General features: G+C 64.7%; 2 protein-coding genes. Both read left to right on the top strand.

The genetic code is table 11. The features are described from left to right. The first annotated feature begins 166 nt into the window (after positions 1-166). A complete protein-coding gene (locus tag L0G76_RS15485) occupies positions 167-1,489 on the top strand; it encodes a PrsW family intramembrane metalloprotease (protein WP_304358032.1) in 1,323 nt (440 codons plus the stop codon). An 8-nt stretch (positions 1,490-1,497) separates the two neighbouring features. After that, positions 1,498-2,685: a MarP family serine protease gene (locus L0G76_RS15480; RefSeq protein ID WP_304358031.1), complete on the top strand. Its 1,188-nt coding sequence runs from the start codon at positions 1,498-1,500 to the stop codon at positions 2,683-2,685. Positions 2,686-2,720: the final 35 nt, after the last annotated feature.

Raw genomic sequence — 2,720 nt, 5'->3', positions numbered from 1 at the left:
ACCTCCACCACCTCAGCGCCCGAACAATGATCGGTTTCGTCCTCGTCCGCAGCAGCCCGGTCCTGGCTCGCAGGGGCCGGGGCCCCAGCCGCCACCTCGTCAGATCCCTCAGCCGGGGATGAATCCGGCGTCGCAGGGCCAGGGCAACCCCCACCTCGGCGGTCCGATGAATCAACACCAGATGCAGGGCCAACCGCAGATGCAGGGCCAACCGCCGATGCAGCAGCGCGTCTACGAACAGGCGCGATTCGCACCGACAGTGACCCAGGAGATGCGGGTCCGCGCCCGCATGCAGGCACCGCAGCAGAGGGTCTCCGACACTCCGTGGACCGGGGCGGTGCGACAGTCCCAGCCTGTGGAAGAACCAGGATCGACGGCCAATATCATCCGTCTCGCCATCGCCATCGTGGCCGTGGTCGGACTGACAGTCGGGCTGGCTGTTCTCGCCCTGCTCGGAAGTCTGAGCTTCGGCGTCAGACTCTTCGCCTTGATCGCACTGTCCGCGATACCGCTCATCGGGATCATCGCCTATGTGCTCTGGCTCGACCGGTGGAAACCGCAGCCGAAGATCATCCTCGGGCTCTGCCTCCTCTGGGGCGGTGTGGCCGCGGTCATCCTCACCCTCGTCTTCTCCCTCGTCAGCCAGGTCGCTCTCTACTTCGCCGGTGTCGGGGCCATGCCCGACGCTGTCGGAGCCGTCATCCAGGCGCCCATCGTCGAAGAGACGACGAAGACCGTGTTGCTCGTCGTCATCGTCCTCGCGGCCCGACGTCACTTCGAAGGACCCCTCGACGGACTCGTCTACGGAACCCTCATCGGTGCCGGCTTCGCCTTCACCGAGAACGTGCTCTACCTCGGCGGCGCATGGGAGGAAGCAGCCGCAGCCGGACTGTGGCAGACCTTCGTGCTTCGCTGCCTGTTCTCGCCTCTGCTGCACACCGTCTTCTGCACCTGCGCTGGTGTGACGATCGGCTTCGCCGCCCGCAAATGGCAGTGGTGGGCGATCATCCTCATGTGGTTGCCCGGCCTCTTCGTCGGCATGATCCTGCACGGCATCTGGAACGGCACCATGACCGGTCTCTCGTTGATCGGAACGATCCCGCAGATCATCGGGCTCATCGTGCTCAGCTTCATCCTCACCACTTGTTGGGTTGTGCTCGGAATTCTCCTGCGCCGCAGCGAGCGACTCCACACCCTGAACATGCTCGGTGACTATGCCAACACAGGGTGGTTCACGCACGCCGAGGTGGACATGCTCGGAACCTGGAAGGGGCGCAAGTTCGGCAGACAGTGGGCGAACACCTTCCCCGGAGGCAAGGAGGAGATGCGCACCATGATCCGGACCTCCGCTGATCTCTCGACGACCCGCATGCGGCTCTTGGCCGGAGTCGGCGGTCAGAAGGAACGCGAAATCGAGAGCTTCCAGCTGAAGAAGTTCTCCTCCGCCCGCGATCGCCTTCTCGCCGCGTCGAGAAGCGTGATTCGCTGACTGCCGTGATGCTCGTCGACGTCGTTATCATCGTCCTGGGGATCGCTGCGCTCTTCTCCGGGTTCCGCCAGGGATTCATCATCGGTCTCGGCACCGCCGCCGGCTTCGTGGTCGGCTGGATCCTCGGCCGAGTGCTCTCGCCCTTGGTCGAAAGCCTGAGCGAAGGCACCCAGGCAATGGAGAGCGCCGGTGTCGTCATCCTCCTCGCGTCGATGCCGCTCGTCCTCAGCGTCCTGTTCGCCTTCGCCGGCAACGGGGTCGGCGCGTGGATCAAACGATCCATGGACTCGGAGCTGGGGCAGGGCATCGACTCGATCGGCGGCACTGTCACCGCAGGAGTCGTCTATGTCCTCGTCATCTGGCTGGCGGCAGGCTTCATCCGGACCACACCCTGGGTCGAACCCAACCGGTGGGTCGCCGATTCATCGGTGATTGCGGCCGTGGACCGGACGATCCCGTATTCTTCGCAGATCGCGCTCGGTGATATCTCCAAGGGTCTCAAGGCAACCGGCTTCCCGCAGGTGTTCGCTGGTCAGACGGAGCAGATCCGCGGCGTCGGCGAACCCGACTCGGCGATGGTCGACGTCGGCCGTGGCGTCGAGGAATCGGTTGTCAAGATCACGACCACTGCCACCACATGTCCGACAGGTTCCGAAGGATCGGGGTTCGTCTATAGTGACGGACTCGTCGCCACCAACGCCCACGTCGTTGCGGGCTCAACGGACCTTGCTGTTCAGGTCGGTGGCAAAGGCAGGCCCTACCCCGCCGAGGTGGTGGAATTCGATTCCGCGGCCGACGTGGCCGTTCTGCGGGTTCCCGAGCTCGAGGCTCCGGCTCTCGACTTCGGCAATGCGCTGGGGCCCGGAGACGACTCCGTGGTTGCCGGATTCCCACAGAACGGGCCCTACACGATCTCTCCATCACGAGTACGCGAGACGATCGACGCGCGGGGCCTCGACATCTACGATTCGAATTCGGTGGTGCGCGAGGTGTATTCGCTGCGCGGCATCGTCCGCGAAGGAAACTCGGGCGGCCCGCTGCTCGACGCGAACGGTGACGTGGTGGGGATGGTCTTCGCGCGCTCTGCCACCGATGATGAAACGGGATACGCCCTCACGCGCTCGGAGATCAGTGATGAGCTGCAGGCGGGAGCACAGAACCGGACCCCGGAGCCGACAGGACAGTGTACGAGCTGAGGCAGCGCACACACTGAGCCTCGCGCCCTCCGACG

Origin of the sequence: Brevibacterium picturae (assembly GCF_030453725.1) — a bacterium.
In the GTDB taxonomy this organism is placed as follows: domain Bacteria; phylum Actinomycetota; class Actinomycetes; order Actinomycetales; family Brevibacteriaceae; genus Brevibacterium; species Brevibacterium sandarakinum_A.
Note: the sequence above shows the minus strand (reverse complement) of the source record. Positions and strands in the feature narration are given on the sequence as shown.

Coding starts and splice junctions, on each gene's coding strand:
- L0G76_RS15480 (WP_304358031.1), top strand. CDS start 1,498: ATGCTCGTCGACGTCGTTATCATCGTCCTGGGGATCGCTGCGCTCTTC.
- L0G76_RS15485 (WP_304358032.1), top strand. CDS start 167: ATGAATCAACACCAGATGCAGGGCCAACCGCAGATGCAGGGCCAACCG.